The sequence below is a fragment of the Sphingomonas sp. JUb134 genome, from assembly GCF_004341505.2.
In the GTDB taxonomy this organism is placed as follows: Bacteria; Pseudomonadota; Alphaproteobacteria; order Sphingomonadales; family Sphingomonadaceae; genus Sphingomonas.
Genome location: NZ_SLYP02000001.1, coordinates 1,617,131 through 1,635,550, shown reverse-complemented (window position 1 = coordinate 1,635,550; position 18,420 = coordinate 1,617,131). Strand labels below are relative to the sequence as shown.

Annotated in this window: 21 protein-coding genes and 2 tRNA genes; 12 read left to right on the top strand and 11 right to left on the bottom strand. The window is 67.1% G+C overall.

The features are described 5' to 3' along the window. The first annotated feature begins 342 nt into the window (after positions 1 to 342). The 3 genes from EDF69_RS07800 (at position 343) to EDF69_RS07790 (ending at position 1,506) form a co-directional block, all read left to right on the top strand. Positions 343 to 537: a hypothetical protein gene (locus EDF69_RS07800; RefSeq protein WP_132882694.1), complete on the top strand. Its 195-nt coding sequence runs from the start codon at positions 343 to 345 to the stop codon at positions 535 to 537. Between the two features lie 148 nt (positions 538 to 685). Beyond that, positions 686 to 1,246 carry a YetF domain-containing protein gene (locus EDF69_RS07795; RefSeq protein WP_132882693.1) on the top strand — a complete coding sequence of 187 codons (561 nt, stop codon included), beginning with the start codon at positions 686 to 688 and terminating at the stop codon, positions 1,244 to 1,246. 74 nt (positions 1,247 to 1,320) lie between these two features. Next, entirely contained in the window at positions 1,321 to 1,506 is a 186-nt protein-coding gene (locus EDF69_RS07790) for a DUF3606 domain-containing protein (protein ID WP_132882692.1), read from the top strand. 124 nt (positions 1,507 to 1,630) lie between these two features. On the opposite strand, the gene EDF69_RS07785 is transcribed toward EDF69_RS07790, so the two are convergent. The 6 genes from EDF69_RS07785 to EDF69_RS07760 all read right to left on the bottom strand — a co-directional run bounded on the left by EDF69_RS07785 (position 1,631) and on the right by EDF69_RS07760 (position 7,294). Further along, the gene (locus EDF69_RS07785) at positions 1,631 to 2,593 is read right to left on the bottom strand and encodes a Csu type fimbrial protein (protein ID WP_132882691.1); all 963 of its coding nucleotides are present in this window, start codon (positions 2,591 to 2,593) and stop codon (positions 1,631 to 1,633) included. Further along, positions 2,584 to 4,872, bottom strand: a complete 2,289-nt coding sequence (locus EDF69_RS07780; RefSeq protein ID WP_204991335.1) for a fimbria/pilus outer membrane usher protein — start codon at positions 4,870 to 4,872, stop codon at positions 2,584 to 2,586. Before EDF69_RS07780 ends, EDF69_RS07785 begins: the two co-directional genes overlap by 10 nt. A 109-nt stretch (positions 4,873 to 4,981) precedes the next feature. After that, complete coding sequence (locus EDF69_RS07775; RefSeq protein ID WP_165889988.1) at positions 4,982 to 5,620, bottom strand: fimbrial biogenesis chaperone; 639 nt, start codon at positions 5,618 to 5,620, stop codon at positions 4,982 to 4,984. Positions 5,621 to 5,720: 100 nt separating this feature from the next. Further along, the gene (locus EDF69_RS07770; RefSeq protein ID WP_165889987.1) at positions 5,721 to 6,236 is read right to left on the bottom strand and encodes a Csu type fimbrial protein; all 516 of its coding nucleotides are present in this window, start codon (positions 6,234 to 6,236) and stop codon (positions 5,721 to 5,723) included. Between the two features lie 511 nt (positions 6,237 to 6,747). Then, a tRNA-Ala gene (locus EDF69_RS07765) sits at positions 6,748 to 6,823 on the bottom strand. Positions 6,824 to 6,973: 150 nt separating this feature from the next. Then, on the bottom strand, positions 6,974 to 7,294 hold the full coding sequence (locus EDF69_RS07760) for an FYDLN acid domain-containing protein (protein ID WP_125962413.1): 321 nt from the start codon (positions 7,292 to 7,294) through the stop codon (positions 6,974 to 6,976). Between the two features lie 208 nt (positions 7,295 to 7,502). Here EDF69_RS07760 and EDF69_RS07755 point away from each other — a divergent pair, with 208 nt between their 5' ends. The 6 genes from EDF69_RS07755 to EDF69_RS07730 all read left to right on the top strand — a co-directional run bounded on the left by EDF69_RS07755 (position 7,503) and on the right by EDF69_RS07730 (position 12,629). After that, on the top strand, positions 7,503 to 8,126 hold the full coding sequence (locus tag EDF69_RS07755) for a (d)CMP kinase (RefSeq protein WP_125962414.1): 624 nt from the start codon (positions 7,503 to 7,505) through the stop codon (positions 8,124 to 8,126). A 262-nt stretch (positions 8,127 to 8,388) separates the two neighbouring features. Further along, positions 8,389 to 10,098 (top strand): 30S ribosomal protein S1, encoded by a 1,710-nt coding sequence (gene rpsA, locus EDF69_RS07750; protein ID WP_125962415.1) that lies wholly within the window; start codon positions 8,389 to 8,391, stop codon positions 10,096 to 10,098. A 143-nt stretch (positions 10,099 to 10,241) separates the two neighbouring features. Then, positions 10,242 to 10,520, top strand: coding sequence for an integration host factor subunit beta (ihfB, locus tag EDF69_RS07745; protein ID WP_132882687.1), 279 nt, complete (start codon positions 10,242 to 10,244; stop codon positions 10,518 to 10,520). Positions 10,521 to 10,584: 64 nt separating this feature from the next. Continuing rightward, a tRNA-Leu gene (locus tag EDF69_RS07740) sits at positions 10,585 to 10,670 on the top strand. A 40-nt stretch (positions 10,671 to 10,710) separates the two neighbouring features. Next, positions 10,711 to 12,189 (top strand): ABC transporter substrate-binding protein, encoded by a 1,479-nt coding sequence (locus EDF69_RS07735; protein ID WP_132882686.1) that lies wholly within the window; start codon positions 10,711 to 10,713, stop codon positions 12,187 to 12,189. 5 nt (positions 12,190 to 12,194) lie between these two features. Beyond that, positions 12,195 to 12,629 carry a DUF4112 domain-containing protein gene (locus EDF69_RS07730; RefSeq protein ID WP_132882685.1) on the top strand — a complete coding sequence of 145 codons (435 nt, stop codon included), beginning with the start codon at positions 12,195 to 12,197 and terminating at the stop codon, positions 12,627 to 12,629. A 21-nt stretch (positions 12,630 to 12,650) separates the two neighbouring features. Here EDF69_RS07730 and EDF69_RS07725 read toward each other — a convergent pair whose 3' ends face one another. The 4 genes from EDF69_RS07725 to EDF69_RS07710 form a co-directional block, all read right to left on the bottom strand. Continuing rightward, a complete protein-coding gene (locus EDF69_RS07725) occupies positions 12,651 to 13,367 on the bottom strand; it encodes a ribonuclease T2 family protein (RefSeq protein WP_132882684.1) in 717 nt (238 codons plus the stop codon). After that, complete coding sequence (locus EDF69_RS07720) at positions 13,364 to 13,798, bottom strand: hypothetical protein (protein ID WP_132882683.1); 435 nt, start codon at positions 13,796 to 13,798, stop codon at positions 13,364 to 13,366. The genes EDF69_RS07725 and EDF69_RS07720 overlap by 4 nt, the downstream gene beginning before the upstream one ends. Positions 13,799 to 13,859: 61 nt before the next feature. Further along, a complete protein-coding gene (gene nadC, locus EDF69_RS07715; RefSeq protein WP_132882682.1) occupies positions 13,860 to 14,705 on the bottom strand; it encodes a carboxylating nicotinate-nucleotide diphosphorylase in 846 nt (281 codons plus the stop codon). Between the two features lie 486 nt (positions 14,706 to 15,191). Then, on the bottom strand, positions 15,192 to 15,854 hold the full coding sequence (locus EDF69_RS07710; RefSeq protein WP_239434672.1) for a murein L,D-transpeptidase catalytic domain-containing protein: 663 nt from the start codon (positions 15,852 to 15,854) through the stop codon (positions 15,192 to 15,194). Between the two features lie 265 nt (positions 15,855 to 16,119). Here EDF69_RS07710 and EDF69_RS07705 point away from each other — a divergent pair, with 265 nt between their 5' ends. Further along, complete coding sequence (locus tag EDF69_RS07705; RefSeq protein ID WP_239555370.1) at positions 16,120 to 16,776, top strand: L,D-transpeptidase family protein; 657 nt, start codon at positions 16,120 to 16,122, stop codon at positions 16,774 to 16,776. A gap of 122 nt (positions 16,777 to 16,898) precedes the next feature. Here the strand turns inward: EDF69_RS07705 and EDF69_RS07700 are convergent, their stop codons facing one another. Beyond that, entirely contained in the window at positions 16,899 to 17,213 is a 315-nt protein-coding gene (locus EDF69_RS07700; protein ID WP_132882680.1) for a YdeI/OmpD-associated family protein, read from the bottom strand. 202 nt (positions 17,214 to 17,415) lie between these two features. Between EDF69_RS07700 and EDF69_RS07695 the strand changes: the two genes are divergently transcribed. Both EDF69_RS07695 and EDF69_RS07690 read left to right on the top strand, forming a co-directional pair. After that, positions 17,416 to 17,862: a hypothetical protein gene (locus EDF69_RS07695; RefSeq protein ID WP_132882679.1), complete on the top strand. Its 447-nt coding sequence runs from the start codon at positions 17,416 to 17,418 to the stop codon at positions 17,860 to 17,862. 159 nt (positions 17,863 to 18,021) lie between these two features. Beyond that, positions 18,022 to 18,420, top strand: coding sequence for a GFA family protein (locus EDF69_RS07690; RefSeq protein ID WP_132882678.1), 399 nt, complete (start codon positions 18,022 to 18,024; stop codon positions 18,418 to 18,420).

Genomic DNA, 18,420 nt, shown 5'->3' with positions numbered 1-18,420 from the left:
CTCTGCAGGCCAGGCCAGGGCTGGCGCTGTTCGGGAAAGGGCCCGGCCGTATATTTGCTCCGCGGATCCCGCAGCGGAGCCGGCGCAGCACCCGGGCCTGCGCCCTGGGCCAATCCGGGGGCGGCAGTGGCCGCCAAACCCAACGCTGCCCCGCCAAGCAACGCCCGGCGCGAAGGTTCGCCTGTGCTCACTGTCTGTCTCCTGATTGGGAAAACCCCGAACGGGCGGCAGCATCAAAGGTTTCGCGATGCCGGACGAGGATCGCTCTACCCTGAAAACCGCGACATCGATGGCGCAATCCGCGGCACCTGTGCGTTGACCAGATACACACGGAGGTTCCCAATGGACGAGCGCAAGATCAGCAACGGCCCGAACGAACGCGCGCGGGACGAAAGCATCGCGGGGACGAGTCCCGGCATCCCCGACGAAGCCCTTGCCCCCGGCGAAGCGCTTCCGGCCGCGCCTTCCGACGAAGAAGTTCAGCGCGTCGCGGCAAAGCTCGGAGTAGCGGGGACGGCTGAGCGCAAGGACGAGTGATCGGGCCGATCCGGGTCGACGGTCTTTACACCTTGCTCCGGAGCTCCGCTCGCCCACAGCCCGGTCGCCCTTCTATTTTCCTGCCGGCCCGCACTGCGGCCCGCTTCCCGCGTTAAGCGATCGGATTGGCAGCAGGAAAGGGGACGACGTGGACTTGGCAGAACTGTTGCTGGGCATCGGGCGTGAGACGCAGGCGCTTTCGGCCGGGCAGATGGCCTGCCGCGCAGTCGTCCTCTATGTCGCCACGCTCGCGATCGTCCGCATCGGCAAGAAACGCTTCCTCAGCCGGGCGAGCGCGTTCGACGTAATCGTCGGCATCGTCATAGGATCGATCGCCAGCCGCGCGATCACCGGCAACGCGCCCATCCTGCCATCGCTTGCGGCCATCGCCGCCGTGGTCGCGCTGCACTGGCTGGTCTCGGCCGTTGCGGTGCGGTGGCATGGCTTCGGGCATCTCATCAAAGGACGCGACGAGATCCTGATCCGCGAAGGCATCGTCGACGAGCACATGCTCCGTGCCGCCCATATGACCGACCGCGACCTCAGCGAGGCGCTGCGCGAGGAAGGTGTGGCGGACTCCGCAAGCGTGAAGCAGGCGCACCTGGAGCGCAACGGCAAGGTCAGTGTGATCAAGTCGGAAGGCGGCGCCAAGGTCGTCGACATCGCCGTTGCGCCTGGAGTGCAGACGGTGCGGATCGAGATCAACTGACGCTCCTTCGGTCGGTGCGCGGGAACCAGTCCGCAGTGCCGCGGATTCCAGTTCTACCTATCAGGAGGCTGGAAATGGCAGACGACAAGACCAAGGTTGGCGGCGCCGATCGCCGGACGGTGGCGGCCGAAGAACCCTATGAGGTCGAGTATTTCGCCCGCAAGCATGGCCTGCATGCGGAGCAGGCACGCGATCTGATCGCCCGCATCGGCAACGATCGCGCGGCTCTGGACGCAGCGGCAGAGCAACTGAAGGGCTAGGGCCTTGTTCCTGCTCTTCTCTTCAAGGATCGGCTGCCTGCGCTCGTTGCTGATCTCGGCGCTAGGCACCGTGCTGATCCTGATGCTGCTGGGAGTCCTGCGGCTCTAGCCGCAGGCGCCCGCTTCAAAAGCTCAGGGTCACCACGACGAAATCCGAATAGTTGCCGATCGCTGGCGGAGCCCCTGCCTCGATCCGTCCATAGACGGGAATGCTTTGCACCGCGCTCGTGCCGACGCCGTTGATCGTTCCATCGATACCCAGTGTGCTGTTCCTGCCAGCGTCGGTGTACAGACGATAGACGACATGGTCCCCTGCCGCGTTCCGCATCCGCCGGTCGCCGCCCGACGCATAGCGTCCGCCGTCGAAGCGCAGCGCCCATACCCTGGCGGAGGGGCAACTGAGCTGAACCGATCCCGTGGCATCGACGCGGTTCCAAAGTCCCGGCTGTGCGCCGAAGTCGACGGCCCCGATGGTACCCAGGTTGCAGGTGTCGGCAATGGACGCCTGGATGCTCAGGGTAAAATCAATGCCTGAGAGGCCGGACTGTCCAGACCGCTCGCACGTCGGCACGCCTGTCTGCATGAAGCCCAGAACGGTATTGTAGAAGGCCGCAGTATAGGTGCCGACGGGTGCCTGCTGTCCCGGAGGTATCCTGCCGAAGAACTGGAAAACGCCGGAGACGCTCGCGCCGTTCGGGGCGATGGTCACCGTCGTCGTGATGGGGTTGTTCTTGGTCCACACATTCGCCCCGGCAGCATCCGTGTACAGGTTGAAATTGACCGTCTGGTTGCCGTTCAGCAGCTTCGGCTGGTCTGCCGTGCCCGGGTAGCTGGGATTGCCGATACCGGCGCAGAGCGTGAAGGTGACGGGCGTCGGATCGTAGTTGGTGCAATTGTAGGAAATGGTTGCGCTGGCGCTCAGTGCGGAGCCGAAATTCAGGCCGGCGCTGTTTGCGGAGCAGACCACATTGGCCTGCGCACGCTCCGGCAGAAGGAGCAGCATCAGCCCAGACATGCAGACCAGCAGCAGGAGAAGGACCTTCCCCTTCGCATCCAGCACGACAGGACCCGGATCGGCTAGCGGCATATCAAGGGTCCTATCTTTACCTGCTGTCCGGAGACGGGCCGGTACTCAAAGGTCACCGAGCACTGCCCACCATTCTCCAGTTCCACCGTGAGGCGGTTGCTGGCCTTCAGACCCGCCACATACGCTTGGCCGTCATATCCGATGACGGTGGGCTCCCCGTCTTCGAGCGTGGCGATCGCACCGACCGGAAGGGGTGCGCCGTCCGTATCGACGAGGGTGACGACGGCTGCGGCGATCGGGGCGACGCCGAAGTCCACGATCACCCCTGCCCGATCCGCAGGTACCACGACCGCCTCGGTACGGGCGGGCCTGAGGTCGACCGGCAGGTTTACGGGATCGATGCCGATCGTGCTGCGCTGGTAGGCCGGGATGTACGGCACCAGCGCCTTGCCCGACTGGTTTGTGCGTGCGACCTCGCGCCTGTTGGCGAGGACTGGGGTACGCGCGCCCCCGCCACGGACGATCGCAAAGCCGTCGTCGATTCGCGGCGCGAGGAAGACCCCGCCGCCCATCGCAACCACCGACCCTTCCGCATAGCCGGTCAGGCGCACGACGCTGCCCTGTTGCTCGATGCCGCCTTCGAGGGTCGCGGCGCGGCCGAGATAGCGCACGGTCGCTGCGCGATACCCTGTCCCGCGGCCGGAAAGGATTTCGGAGTCCGAGACGGTCCATCCCCATGAGCCGGGCGTGCCGTCCGTCGCCCGGTTGGCGCGCATGGTGAGCATGGAGCCCGATTGCGTCTTCGAGAAGCTGGTCGTGGCCGACACACGGTTTTGGAACGACAGGCTGAAGCCGAAGAACACGCCATAATCCGAGCGGTCGCCGACATCCTTGTAGGCGTTCCCCCACGCCGAAAGCCGGCCGAATAGCGTCCGTGAGAAAGACCCGCTGATCAGCTTCAGATCCTGCTGCGGAAGCTTCATGCGCGTGTAGTTGAGGGCGAACCCGGTATCGAACAGGCTGAAGCTGGCGCCAGCCCTGTCGGTTTTGGTGGAAAAAGACTGGAGTGCCGGTTCCGTGCCGACGGGCACGGGACGGGGCAGTGTATCAATTGGGCCGAAATCGGCCTTGATGCTGGTGACCCCGACGAGATCGCGATACCCGGTCTTCGCACGATCTATGCCCGCGTAGAGATTGACGCCGTAAATGCGCGCGCTCGCATCGATCGCGAAGCGATGGTCGGTGACTTCCCTGAAATGACTGGCAGCGCCCCTCGCCCGTATGGAGCCGAGACCGCCGACCCGTACGATCACCTCGGCGCTGCCGTTCAGAAAATCGTGCATGCCCTCGACATGCGCGCCCGCCGTCAGCCAGTCGTTGACGCCGTATCGGAGTGTACCGGACGCCGCCACGTCATCAAGGTAATCAAACGAGTCGATGCCGTAGTTGAGGCGAGGGAAGCCCGCCTCGAGCGAGAAGTCGAGCATGCCCCTGGGCAGCAGGTCCGGCACGTAGAAAATCGGCTTCTCGATGCGTGTCTCGCGCCCGGTGGCGTCCGTCAGGACCACTGTGGCGGTGGCACCGTTGCCGAGATTGGGGAGCGAACGGAACTCGAAGGGTCCGCGCCCGACCTGACCGTTGTAGTATCGGAGCCCGTTTACGTAGAGATCCACCATCGAAGGGACGGCGGCGGTTCCGCTCAGGATCGGAAGCGCGGTCGTCACGATATCCGGACGCTCTCCGAACTCGCGGCGGACTTGCAGGCCTCCTAGTCGATAGATCTGACCGAGATCGCCGCCGTCGCTGATCACGTCGCCCGCCGCAAACGCGATGACCCGTTTCGCATCGACATACCGCCAGCTGGTGTCGAGGCGGACATGCTCGAAGCGGGAGGAGCCGGCGGTTGTGTAGTTCGCATAGCCGTTGCTGGAGAATACGCCGACTCCCGTCATCAGCCGCGCATCATATTGGCCGCTGGCGTGATAGCCCTCACGCGAGACGTCCATGAACAGGCCGTAGTTCAGTACGGCACCCAGATGCGTCTCCAACTTGTCCAGATCGATCGGCTCCGGGGCGTTCGCCGCATCGAGCACCACCGGCGTCAGCGCATCGTCCTTTGCGTCGATTTCCAGCGATTGGGTCGCTTCGGAGTAGTGATAGGTGACGCCCCGCAGGTCAGCGAGTCGGACCACCGACGCATCAGGCGGGACACCCAACCTCGCCAGATCGAAACCCAGGAGCCGCAGCCGCTCGGCGCTGGTAGCGAGGCTGCCGTCCGCCAGACGATCGAACTGCCATAGCAATTCCGACCGAAGGCCGTTCACCCGCACCTCGAGCACGAGCGGGACAGTGTCGCCGGCCGATGGTTGCGACTGGCCCAAGGCGCTGCTTGCAACGCCGAGCGACAGGCAAGTCGCAATTAAGAGGGATATCGGCCGGAAGCGCTGCCTATCGGGTCGCGATCGTGACGGGCTGGCGCGTTTCACTCCCGCTGACTCCGGCAACAACGGTGGCAGTTCCATCAGAGGTTGATGGCAGCTTGGCGATGGGCTGGGTCCATCGCCGCGTTGATCCAGCCAGAACGTATCCCGCGAGGCCCTCGCCGAAGCTGACGTTGCCCTTTGCGGTCTGGAGCTTCAGGTCTTGGATGCGGGCATGACGGGATCCGCGGTTGGTCGCCTCGATCACCAGTTCGGAGCCCGTGCGATACGCGCGCCAGCTGAGTTCGGTCCTGACACCCGCGGGATGGAAGAAGACCGGAAGGTCATAGCGAATCCGCACGTCGACTTCCCCGCCGCCGGCGCGGCTGGGCGTTGGCCGGGGTAGTTCGTCGACCCACATGCGATAGCTCTTCTCGCCCGCAGCGTCGGTGTTGCCGGTCCGCGCGATGCGGACCGTATAGGCGGCTCCTGCGGGAATGCTGACGGCCGGTGGGCTCGCCACCACGTCCGTGGTCGGCACAAGCTTGTCCTCGCCACCGGCCTGCGACCAGTCGAAGATCCGGATTTGCAAGGAGATCGGCTCCCGCCCGGTATTCTGAAGCGTGACCGACGATGCCTGTGCGGGCGCCGTCACATCAACTGCCAAGGGTGTGACGCGCAATGCCGTTTGCGCAAGGAGAGGCGCGGGTGTCAGGAGGGTGAAAAATGCCGTGGCGGCGACGGTTCGAAGCATGATGGCCCCCGAGCTAGAAAGTGACGGTTACCGTGACGACGTCCCGATAGTTTCCGGGAACCGGAGCGGTCTGGGCCGGCACGCGGCCGAAGACTTGGACGGGTATCTTCGTGCCCGTACCCGTCCCTGCGTAGCTCACGAGCACGGCCGACCGCGCGGCAGTGGTATAAAGCTGGTAGCGGACGAGTTCGTCGCCACCGTCCCGCCTCATCGCGCGGTTGGCGACCTCGGTGGCATTCTGTCCGGGACCGAACCCGAGGGTGTAGGCCACGCCGGGATTGCACAGAACGTCGAACGTCTGCACGCCGGTGGTGCCGGTATCGGCGTCGATCGCTTCCAACAGCAGGTCCGTGCTGCCGAAATCGAGCACCGCCGTACCGACGCCGCCGGTGGAAGAGCCCGACACCTCGCAGGAGGAGGTGACGAGAAGCTTCACCTCCAGTTCGCCCGTCGCGGTGTGGACCTGCGCGTGCGCAATGCCCGCCGGTATCAGTCCCAGAATGCCCAATGCTATACGCGCACAGATCATAGAGCTTCTCCCTTCGCCGACATACTGAAGGAGGGAGCACGCGCGGCCATCCGGGCAAACCCGCAAGGCCCCGATCCGCGTACCTGAGCGGCGCCGCGTCGCGCGGCTGATCCAGAATTCACTCGCCGAAGGCTTGCGGAACTGCGTGTTGGTCTTCGCCGGGGATCCCGGGTCGGAACCGCATGGTGCCTCGCTCTCGCGAGACATCCCGGCATGGGGGCGACGAGGGGAAGCCGATCAAGGGAAAGGCGATGACGGCACTTGGTCTGACGGCACCGACCCTGCAGTCGGCGGGTGGCAGGGGTCGGTGCAGAATCCGTTTAGCTGATGCCGACTGCTTGAGCCGGCGCTCTTCTCACACAACGAGGTTCGGCATCGCACGCATAGAGGGTGCACGAGGAACGCCGGATGGCGCATCCGTCTCGTGCGGCATTGCCAAGACCTGGTCTGATGAGGCCGAGACGTGCAGAGAATGCCCTGAGGGCGGGTTTCAGCGCATCCGGCGCTTGAATGGTGGAGCCGAGGGGGATCGAACCCCTGACCTTCGCAATGCCATTGCGACGCTCTCCCAGCTGAGCTACGGCCCCACGCCGTTTTTGCCGTTCGTTTCCGAAGCGGCTCCGGGAACCCCGTGTCCGGGGAAGGCGCCCTCTAAGCGGGCCCTTTTGGTTTGGCAAGCGTCTTTTCGACGCTTGCCGCACCTTTTTTAAAATCGCCGGCAGCAGCCAGCGCGAGGATCAGTTTTCCTCGTCTTCGTCCTGGGTGTTCACGCCCAGATCGTCGTCGCCGCCGAGATCGACGTCATCGTCGGCCGAGGGCTCATCCTCACCGTCGATGTCCAGATCCTCGTCACCGAGATCGGCGTCCTTGTCCGCCTCCTTCTCGCTGATGGGCTTGGCAGCTTCAAAGGGAAGCGGCTGCTTGGACTTCAGGATCGGCTCCGGATTCCAGGTCACGCCGCATTCGATGCAGGTGACGGGATCTTCCTTGCCCAGGTCATAGAAGCGCGTCGCGCATTTCGGGCACGTCCGCTTCGTGCCCCATTCCGGCTTCACCATGTGCCGCTCTTGCCTTTCGGTGTGGGATTTTGGGTATCGGGACTGGTGCCCGAGAAGTGGCGCGCGCCTTGCCATAGCGCAAGGGCGCTGTCAAAAACCGCCGCCTGCCGCCGGCCCAGCGACGGCGGATGCTTCGAGGCGAGGCAGATCTGCGGCCCGCCGCGCCCGGCCGCTTGACGACCGCTCCGGTTGCGGCAAGGGGTCGCCCATGATCATTGCAGTCGACGGACCCGCCGCGTCGGGTAAGGGCACCATCGCCCGGGCGCTTTCCCGCCACTACAACCTGCCCCATCTCGACACCGGGCTGCTCTATCGTGCCGTCGCCGCAACCGTGCTCCGCGACAAGCTCACGCCCGAGCGCGAAGCCGATGCGATCGCCGCCTGCGGTTTTGAGGATCGGCTGCTTGAGGATCCGTGGCTGCGGAGCGACGAGGTCGGCCAGATCGCGTCGGTCGTCTCCGCGCATGCGCTGGTGCGCGCCGCGCTGCTCCAACGCCAGCGGCGCTTCGCGGCGCAACCGGGCGGCGCCGTCCTCGACGGTCGCGACATCGGCACGGTGATCGCCCCTGACGCCCACGCCAAGCTGTTCGTGAAGGCGACGCCTGCCATCCGAGCACGCCGTCGCCACCTGGAGCTTCAGAAGCAGGGCTCGCCCGTCACCTACGACAAGGTTCTGGCCGACATTCGCGCACGCGACGAGCGGGATGCCGGGCGTGCCAATGCGCCGATGATGATGGCCGCGGACGCCGCCCCGCTCGACACCAGTTTCCTGTCGATCGAGGCCGCCGTTCAGCGCGCGGTGGAACTGGTGGACGCACGCGTCGCCGCCTGATCGGGGGCACCGGTCCGGCCGCCCCCTCAAGCTTGCGAATTGCTTGCATTCGGGCTATGCGTGCGGGGTTCGACGAGCGATTGCTCGCGGGGCCGGCGCGGAGGCGATTCCTCACGCGCCCTTTTTCGCATGAAATTGCAGGCCTTTGCAGCAAGCGTCCGACGAATGCCGCGACCGGCATTCGGCCGCCGCGGCGACGCCGGTCAAAGACCGCCGGAACCAACCGGCCGGCCGGAAAAACGTACAGGAACCAGGAACTCTAATGGCCTCTTTGGCAAACCCGAGCCGCGACGATTTCGCGGCGATGCTTGACCAGACCCTGGGTCAGGCCGACAGCTTCGAAGGCCGCGTGGTCATCGGGACCGTCACCGGCATCGAGAACGACCTCGCCGTCATCGACGTGGGCCTCAAGTCGGAAGGCCGCGTGCCGCTGCGCGAGTTCGCAGCGCCGGGCCAGAAGGCGGACCTGAAGGTCGGCGACGAAGTCGAGGTCTATGTCGACCGCGTCGAGAACGCGAACGGCGAAGCGATGCTCAGCCGCGACCGCGCCCGTCGCGAAGCCGCCTGGGACAAGCTGGAAACCGAGTTCGCCAAGTCGGCTCGCGTCGAGGGTGTCATCTTCGGCCGCGTCAAGGGCGGCTTCACGGTCGACCTCTCGGGCGCCGTGGCCTTCCTGCCGGGCTCGCAGGTCGATATCCGTCCGGTGCGCGACGTCACGCCGCTGATGGACATCCCGCAGCCTTTCCAGATCCTCAAGATGGACCGCAAGCGCGGCAACATCGTCGTCTCGCGCCGCGCGGTGCTGGAAGAGACCCGCGCCGAGCAGCGTTCGGGCCTGATCCAGTCGCTGCACGAGGGCCAGGTGATCGACGGCGTCGTCAAGAACATCACCGACTATGGTGCGTTCGTCGACCTGGGCGGCATCGACGGCCTGCTGCACGTTACCGACCTCAGCTACAAGCGCGTCGGCCACCCGTCCGAGATGCTGAACATCGGCGACACGGTGCGCGTGCAGATCATCCGCATCAACCGCGACACGCAGCGCATCTCGCTCGGCATGAAGCAGCTTGAGAGCGATCCGTGGGATGGCGCGTCGGTCAAGTATCCGGTCGGCGCGAAGCTGGCGGGCCGCGTGACCAACATCACCGAATATGGTGCGTTCGTCGAGCTGGAGCCGGGCATCGAAGGCCTGGTCCACGTGTCCGAGATGAGCTGGACCAAGAAGAACGTCCACCCGGGCAAGATCGTGTCGACCAGCCAGGAGGTCGAAGTCATCGTCCTCGAGGTCGATCAGGAAAAGCGCCGCATCTCGCTCGGCCTCAAGCAGGCCCAGGCGAACCCGTGGGAGCGTTTCGCCGAGCAGCACCCGGTCGGTTCGACCGTGGAGGGCGAAGTCAAGAACGCGACCGAGTTCGGCCTGTTCGTTGGCCTGGACGGTGACGTCGACGGCATGGTCCACATGTCGGACATCGCCTGGGGCATCTCGGGCGAGGACGCGCTCAACCTGCACCGCAAGGGCGAGATGGTTCAGGCCGTCGTGCTCGCAGTGGAGCCGGACAAGGAGCGTATCTCGCTCGGCATGAAGCAGCTCGAGCGCGGCGCGCCGGCGGTGGGCGTTGCCACCACGGGCGACCGTCTCAACAAGGGTGCGATCATCACCGTCACCGTGCTTGAAGTCCGCGACGCGGGCCTCGAAGTGCAGGCTGGTGAAGATGGCGCGACCGGCTTCATCAAGCGCACCGACCTCGGCCGCGACCGCGACGAGCAGCGTCCGGAGCGCTTCCAGGTCGGCCAGAAGTTCGACGCGATGGTGTCGGGCTTCGACCGCTCCAAGAAGCCGACCTTCTCGGTCAAGGCGATGCAGATCGCCGAAGAGAAGCAGGCGGTTGCACAGTATGGCTCGTCCGACTCGGGCGCGTCGCTGGGCGACATCCTGGGCGAGGCCCTTAAGGCCCGCGGCGAAGGCCGCTAAGCATTGCGCCGCGGCGGGAAGTTGCTTCCCGCCGCGGCAAATGCCTTAACTTGTGTTGCAGTTCGGCTCCTGCCGAATTAGCTGTTCGGTTCCCCTGCGTAATGACCGCTTCCGCCAATGCTTGGTGGGATGATGAGGCCGACATGATCCGATCTGAACTCGTACAGCGCCTGGTCGCCGAGAACCCCGGCCTCTCCGCGCGCGACGTGGAACGGATCGTCACCGTTTTCTTCGACAGCATCGTCGAACAGTTGAAGGCGGACGGTCGCGTCGAACTACGCGGCTTCGGCGCCTTCTCTACCCGCGCACGCGATGCCCGGACCGGCCGCAACCCGCGGACCGGCGAGACCGTCGAAGTGGATGCCAAGCGCGTCCCCTATTTCAAACCCGGCAAGGAAATGCGCGCGCGCCTGAACGTGTGACGTTCCGCCTTGGCGCAACGCCGCGCTTGACGCGGATGCAGCCTTGCGGTTCCCGTGCCGCCATGCGGACGTGGCGAAACCGGTAGACGCAGCCGACTTAAAATCGGCTTCCGAACAGGAGTGCGGGTTCGAGTCCCGCCGTCCGCACCACCATGTGGCGCTCCGCCGCCTTCGATGGCAGGAAGGGGCCATGGCGCCCTTCCCCTTCTCGCACGCCCGCTTCCCGCTGCTGCTCGCCGCGGCTGCGCTGGCGCTTGGCGGCTGCGACCGCCGGCCCGACGATACGGCGGTGGCGGTCAGCGTCGTGGGCGGAACGGCTCGGGTGGCCGATCCTTCGCGTACGGAGCTCTCCCCCGCCGAGCGCGTGCTGATGGGCGCGACGGCACAGGGCCTCGTCCGCTTCGATGCCGCCGGCCAGGTGGAGCCTGCGCTTGCCGAGCGCTGGATCGTGATCGACGAGGGCCAGAGCTATATCTTTCGCCTGGGCGACGCGCGGTGGCCGGACGGCAACCGCGTCACCGCGAGCGAGGTCGTGGCGACGCTGAAGCGGGCGGTCCGCCCCGCGCACCACAAGCCCCTGGCCGGTGCCTTGCGGCTGGTCGACGAGATCGTCGAGATGACGCCGGAGGTGGTCGAGATCCGCCTGCGCCGGCCGCAGCCGGAGTTCCTGAAGCTTCTCGCGCAGCCGGAGCTTGCCATCTTCCAGGCACGCGGGCTGCGAGGGACGGGACCATTCGAGCTTGGCCAGCCGGCGCGCGGCGCGCAACAGCTGCGGCCGATCCGCGGATTGGACGACGAGGATGCGGACACGCTGCCCAGCCCCGCCGAGAGGATCGAGCTGCGCGGGGACCGGGCAGCGCGCGCGGTGCTGCGCTTTACGCGGGGCGACCTCGACCTGGTACTGGGCGGGGGCGTGGATGACTGGCCGTTGCTGGCCGTCGCGGAGGTCGCGCGGGAGAGCATCCGCGTCGATCCGGCGGTGGGGCTGTTCGGACTGGCCGTCGCGCGGCGACAGGGCTTCCTGGCCGAGACCGCCAACCGGACCGCGCTGGCGGGCGCGCTCGACCGGAGCGCCATTGCGGCGGGGGTGCGCGAGGAATGGACGCCTGCCACCACGCTGCTCCCGGCGCAGCTCGACTCCGCAGCCGCGCCTGCCGCGTTCCCGTGGCCCGCCACACCGACGGAGGACACCATCGGGCAGGCGCGGGCGCGGGTCGCGATCTGGATGGCGGACCATCCGGACATGGCGCCGCTCCGAATCGCACTGCCGGAGGGACCCGGCGGCAACCTGCTGTGGCGCGGCATCGGCCGGTCCCTGCGCGCCATTGGCTTGCCCGTGGAGCGGGTGGCGATCGATGCCCCGGACGCGGACCTGCGCCTGGTCGACAAGGTTGCGCCGCTCGATTCGGGCCGCTGGTACCTCGACAACGCCTGTGTCGCCTGCGACCCGATGATCCGCTCGATTATCGACAGCGCCGCCGATGCGCCGGACGCGGAGACACGCGGGCGGCTGCTGGCGGACGGGGACGCGGCGCTGGCGGCGGACGCGAGCTTCGTGCCGATCGCCCTGCCACTGCGGTGGTCGCTGGTGTCGCCGCGGCTGCGCGCCTGGACGCCGAACCCGCGCGCGTGGCACCCGTTGAATCACCTGCGCGGCGACCCCAGCTAAGATCCATGAACCGCACCTCCCGCATCCCGCCCGAAGCGTTCGACCGCCTGGCCGAAGTCGTGCCCTTGGGCCGCGACGCCGCTGCCGTGCGCAAGCGGCTGGTGGCCCTGGAGCGGCTGCTGGAGCGCAGCTTCGTGATCCCGGGCATCAAGGTGCCGGTCGGCCTCGACCTGTTCTTCAACCTGCTACCGGTGGGCGGCAGCTTCATCGGCGCCGCGATGGGCAGCTACATGATCTGGGAAGCCCGCAACCTGGGCATGTCCAAGCTCCAGATGGCGCGCATGGCCGGCAATGTCGGCGTCGACTGGGCGGTGGGCCTGATCCCGGTGGTGGGTGCGGTGCCCGACCTGCTGTTCCGGTCGAACACCCGCAACCTGCGCATCATCAAGCGGCACCTGGACAAGCACCACCCCGGCACGGCCACGATTGACAACCCGTGACCGCGCGCGGGGCGCTGGCCGTTACCGGCCGCCTCGCCAGATCTTGAGCGGGGCGTTGCTGGTGAGGCCACCCTGGTGCGCCGGGCAGGCGCGGTAGCGCAGCCGCTTGTCCAGGCACAGCCAGACCTCGTCCAGCCAGCCGTCGCGGGTGGCGGTGATCCGCATCATGTTGGCCGCGATGCCGGGGTTCGCCCGGGCGATCGCCTGCGCCAGCTGGCCGGCGGTGAGGCGCGAGCGGCGCGAAAGCGCGTTCATGTCCGGGAAGCGCAGCCGCCCGTAGAGCGCGTTGGAGCGCGCGAAATAGGCCGCGGGCGTCACCCCCATGCAGCTGCCGTGCTTGGCATATTCATGCTGGAGCAGCTGCACCGAGGGCGTCGCGCACAGGTTCTTGCGCACCACCGGCTGGGGCAGCAGCGCTACCGGCTTGCAATATTGCGGCCACGTCTTCCCCTCCCCGTCCGGCCAGAGGCCGTGCAGGGTGAAGCCGAAGCGGTTGCCCTGGCCGCACTGGAAGCTGTCGTCGCCTGCCCGCTTGCCGCGGCAATATTGCGGCGACCAGGTGAGCGCGAGCGTATAGCTGCCGATCGGGATCACCCGGCGCGGCTGCTTGGGGGTCGGCAGGTCGGCATGCGGCCGCGGCAGCGCCGCCGGCACGCTGCACTGGGTGCTTTGTGCCAGCGCGGTGCCGGGAAGCGCGGCGGCGAGGAGCATCGCCGCCTTGTGCCAGAGGCGAATCATTCGAACGGCGTTTCCGCAGGGCCGGTCGGCTGCCCCTTGAACCAGGCGACGGCGTCCGGCTTGAACAGCATGACGACGGCGGCGGCCTGAAGCGCGGTCGAGACGAGGCTGAGGATGCCGGTGAAGCCGCCCGGATAGGCTCCGTTCAGGAGGGTGAACAGCAGCGAGATCACGCCGATCACGAAGAAGATCACCACGATCCACCGGGCGATGTTGCTGCGCATGCGCGAGGTGAAGAACCACAGCAGCAGCGAGATACCGAAGCCGACGATCACGCTGCCGAGCATGACGGGCGTGGCAATGGCGGCAGTGGCGGCGTCTGCCTGCATCCGCTCCATGGTGGCGTTCCAGCCGATGGCCGTGCTGACGAGGCCGAGCGCCAGCGCGCCCAGATAGAAGATGTCGAAGCGTTGAATGGACTTGGGACGCATGGTGTTTCTCCCCCTGTAAACAGCGCCGAACCTAGCCGACCCGCCCCTTTCGGCAAGCGAATTAGAGGGCGGTGAAGTCGAGCCCGATATCGGCGGCGGGCGCCGACTGGGTGAGCCGGCCGACCGACACATAGGTGACGCCGGTCGCGGCGATCGCGGCGATGGTGTCGAGCCGGACCCCGCCGGAGGCCTCCGTGGGCACGCGTCCGGCGACCTCCGCCACCGCGGCGCGCAAGGTCGGCGGGTCCATGTTGTCGAGAAGGAGGTGGGTGGCGCCGCCGGCAAGCGCGGGGGCGATCTGGTCGAGCCGGTCGACCTCCACGATGATCGAGGCGATACCAGCCTCCGCCGCGCGGCGCGCCGCGGCCTCGACGCCGCCCGCCACCGCGACATGGTTGTCCTTGATCATCGCCGAGTCCCACAGGCCCATGCGGTGGTTGGTCGCCCCCCCCATGCGGGTGGCGTATTTCTCCAGCCGGCGCAGGCCCGGCAGCGTCTTGCGTGTGTCGAGCAGCGTGGCGCCGGTGCCGCGGATCGCGTCGACATAGGTGGCGGTGAGCGTGCCGATGCCGGAGAGATGCTGCACGGTGTTGAGCGCCGAGCGCTCGGCCGTCAGCAGCGCGCGGGCGTTGCCGCGCAGGCGCAGCAGGTGCGAGCCGGCGGCGACGCGATCGCCGTCCTGCACCAGCGCCTCGATCTCCACCTGCGGATCGAGCGCGCGGAAGAAGGCTTCCGCGATCGGGAGGCCCGCGACCGTGATGGCGTCGCGGCTGTCCATGACGCCGGCGAAGCGCGCATCGGCGGGGATCACGGCAGCGGAGGTGATGTCGCCCCCCTCCCCCAGATCCTCGGCAAGCGTCTCGCGGACGAAGCGATTCAGATCGAAACCTTCGAGCGACCAGTGCATGCGCGTTCTCCGCCGGACGTGAGGAAGGGCGCGCGGTAGCGTGCCCGGGAGAGCCGCCGCAAGGCGGAAAGTGCGTCGGAAGTCAGTCGAAGAACGCGTGGCGCACCGGTGTCCGGGGCCTGCCGCGCGGCGTGCTGCACTGCGGAAGGTTAGGCTAAGGTTAGGCCAAGAACGGCTGGTGCCGGGCGTCGATCGCCCGCGCCAGGATGCTGCTGGAGGTGGCTGACCCCAGGCACGGCCGATCCCTTGGTGTGCGTGCGAAGGGGGGAGCGTGGCTCTGCCGGGCCCTGGGTTCCTGCCTGCGCAGGAACACGGTGGAAGCCGAAAGCGCGCGCAATACCCGCCGGGGCGCAGTCGCGGTGTCGTTTAGAAGGCGTCCGGACGCGGTTCGCGTGATCGGCCATGGCAGTCCTCTCCCGGTGCGGAGAGGACTGTGGCGACGCCGGCGCGTGTAGGACAGCCCGGGCGTGTGGCCCGGGCGTGCCGTCAGACCTTGGCCGCGTAGAGCATGCGGCCGTTGCCGAGGTGGCCGAACACCTGCGCCAGCTCGCTTTCACCGACGGCGAAGCAGCCCTGGCTGCGGCCGAGCTTGCCATGGGTGCGCAGCATCGAGGCGTTGGAATACCAGGCGCCGTGGATCACGATGGCGCGATCGAGCGCATTGTTGTTGGTGGGATCGAGACCGATCAGCCGCTGCGACTTGCCATGCTTGCCGACATAATAGTCGGAGGCGAGGAAAGCGCCTTCGCACGAGGCGTTGGAGCCGTTGAGGTTGGAGAAGCGCTGGAGATAGCCGCTGTGCGCGGGATCCGAGCCGCTGCCATGCGCGACCAGCAGCGTCGTCGTCTGGCCGTTGATGAGGTCGACGAGGTGGAAGCGCGGCACCGACGAAGAGGCTGCGAAATCGGCAATGGCGATGCGGTCGCGATTGGCGACGCGGCCGCCATGCGCCTGGAGTGCAGCGACCGCACGGCGGAACAGCGCGGGGCGCACCATGCGCGGCGAGGTGAGCGGGGCGACGGGGGCCGCCGGCACGGCCGCGCGGACCGGCGAGGCGAAGGCGCCGGATGCGACCACGGCGCCCGCGACCGTGAGACCAGAGGTGAGGAATGCGCGGCGCGAGGGCGCCGTTTCGACGATGTTGTGCACGTGGATGTCCTGCCCTGAAGCCCGCTCTGGACACCGCATCGCGCTGCCCGACACCCTTTTAGCCAAGAATTCCAAACAGTTCCTACTCGCGCACGCGCTCTGCCGCAGCCATGCCGCGGCTCATCGCAGGATCGCACGGTTGGCAGGTTGAGGAAGGTTCCCTTGCACGGGCGGCAGATTCTTTCTCGCCTGTCAATGGCACAAAATAGACTTACCTACGTTTAGAAAGATGTGAAGCGGATGGGTCGCACTTCCCCCCACCCGCATGATGATGATGTTGAGGTGCGTAATGAACATTCGCAATTGTCGCGCCTGGCTGGCGGCCGGGGCGCTCGCCCTTTGTCTGCCGGCAGCCCCCGCTTTTGCGCAGGAAGCGATCGCGCAATTCGACATTGCGTCCAGCCAGGCGCTGAAGCCAGGCCAGTTTGTTTGGAAGGACGGCGGCGACACTTCGGAACCGGTGACGGTGACCGTGAGCATCCCGTTGCAGCGGGCCTATGTGTTCCGCGGCAGCACCCTGATCGGCGTGTCCACCGTTTCTACGGGCAAGCCCGGTCATGAAACGCCCACCGGCGAGTTCGAGATCCTTCAGAAGAAGGTGATGCACAAATCCAACCTGTATGACGACGCACCCATGCCGTTCATGCAGCGGCTGACCTGGGACGGCATCGCGCTGCACGCGGGCAACATCCCGGGCCGCCCGGCCTCGCACGGCTGCGTCCGACTGCCGTCGGCCTTTGCGAAGAAGCTGTTCGCGGCGACCGAGATGGGCGCGTTGGTTTCGATCAACAACGACCCCTACGACCCGCTTTCCGCCCCGCCGCTGCCGGCCGAAAATTTCGAATCGTCCATGTCAGGCACGGTGACCGCTTCGCAGGACGTGGTGCCCGGCCGCGGCATCCGTACCGCGACGGCGCCCTGAGCCGGGGCTGGCGGACGCATCCGGCGCATGACCCCTGCCGTTGAAGGAGCGGCCGGGTCTGGGCACGGGACGTGTCGGGTCGCGGCCCGCGGATCTCGCCAGCGGCGTGGGCTTGCGATCGGCTAACTGCCGCGTTTGTGGCGCCCCTCGATCAGGACCGCCTGCTGCCACCGCCCTGGCGCCTTGTCGGTCCGGTGCGTGCACCCTGCCCAGCAGCAGGGCCGCTTCTTGCCGGCCAGCAACGACTCGCCCATTCGCTCTAGGCGGCGCTGGCGCGTCGCTGCCTGCTTCGCGTCCGTGACCCAGCAGATGAACTCGTTGCGACCAAGGGGCGTCAGGGCCTGCCAGCGCGACGACAGGTCGGCGCTTGCTTGCACGGCGGCCTGAAGATCCTCGGGCGCGTCGTGGACCGTGCCGTGCGGAAACGAGTCAGCCATGGGATCTCCCGACTTCCGGAGCCGGCCGCACTGTGCCGGGCCGGCGGATATTCGCACGCATTGTCGCGCGCGCAATCAGAACCGCAATGCTCCGGGCGCGCGATGCGCCACTCAAAGGAAGGAACTACCGGCTTCATCGAAGTGTCACGCTCCCCGCCTAGCGCTGGATTCTCCACATTCATCCTTCCGGGGGGCAAGGACTTTGAAGCTTCATCCCATCGCCGCGGGCTTCTTCCTCATTGCGGGCGCGCCTGCTGCGGCCCAGGAGGCCAGCTTCTGCGAGCGGCTTGCGCCGCAACTCGGCATGGCCCCGATCGAGAAGGGACGGCAGGGGCAGACCACTGGGGAATGGCGCGTCAACACGCTGGCAGGGCTGAAGACGGTGTTGTTCGGCGGCAGTACCCTGGTCTCCTTCGGCATGCAGCCGGCTGGGGACAGCGCAACGGTCGAGGACTATGCGCGCCTGCAAAAGGCCTGCGAACAACAGAAGAAGAACTTTCTCTGCCGGATCGAAGGCCCGATGATCCTCACCGTATCCACCGGGAAGGGGAAGGCCGAAATCGAGGCCTTGCCCGGCGAGCGCGCGGAAGTCGAAATGAAGGGGACGACGATCCTCTGCCGGGATCCGCGCGCCATGAAGAAAGCCTAGGGTTCGCCAGACTGGCACCCGCAGGAACAGGCCGCTTCCTGTATTCGGCTACGGGCTCGCGATGCTGGCGAGGGGCGCGCGAACGGCGTAGCCTGCCAGGCGAGAACGGGCGGCCGCTCCAGGGCGGTGCGGAGACGCTCCGTTCCTTGGGAAGGCGGGATGCGGGTTCGGGTTGCAAGCTGCCGGTGCGGACAATTGCGGGCGACTTGCACGGGCGAGCCGGTGCGGGTGTCGGTGTGCCATTGCCTGGAGTGCCAGAAGCGCAGCGGCAGCGCCTTTGCCGTGCAGGCGCGCTGGCCCGACGCACAGGTGGCGCTTGCCGGCGAGTTCCGGACCTGGACCCAGCAGGGCGACAGCGGCGCGGTGGCGCGCTTTCGGTTCTGCCCCACCTGTGGCGCGACTTTGGTCTATGCGAGCCAGGGCATGCCGGGGCTGACGGCAGTTGCGGTGGGCGCCTTTGCCGATCCCGGCTTTCCGGCCCCGCAGTACTCGGTGTGGGAAGACCGCAAGCACGGCTGGGTCACCGTGTCCGCGGACGGGATGGAGCACTTCGCCTAG